This is a genomic window from Paraburkholderia sp. SIMBA_054 (assembly GCF_046534875.1).
GTDB classification, from domain to species: domain Bacteria; phylum Pseudomonadota; class Gammaproteobacteria; order Burkholderiales; family Burkholderiaceae; genus Paraburkholderia; species Paraburkholderia hospita.
This window is the reverse complement of sequence record NZ_JAWRXV010000902.1, coordinates 1-267: the sequence shown is the minus strand read 5'-3', so window position 1 is coordinate 267 and position 267 is coordinate 1. Positions and strand designations below refer to the sequence as shown.

The 267-nt window shown below is 62.5% G+C and carries 1 protein-coding gene; it reads left to right on the top strand.

The genetic code is table 11. The annotated features are described in order from the left end of the window. The coding region (locus SB822_RS57750) for a LysR family transcriptional regulator (protein WP_410859191.1) at positions 1-267 on the top strand (267 nt) is incomplete at both ends.

Sequence of the window (267 nt, the reverse complement as noted above, 5' to 3'; positions counted from 1 at the left end):
CTCGTTGACGGTGCTAGCCGCCAGCGGCAGTTTCACTGCTGCAGCGCAAAGCCTAGGCATCAGTAAGGCGGCTATGAGCCAGCGTATCGCCGATCTGGAGGAAGCCGCGGGCGTTCCGCTCGTGCGCCGGACGACACGCAGTATGCGGCTTACGGAAGCAGGGCAGACGCTAGTCGACAGCACCCGCGAAGCGTATGAAACCATCGAAGAGAACTTTGGGCGCGTCAAAGACCTGGCGGGTGAGCCTCGCGGACTGGTGCGCATTAC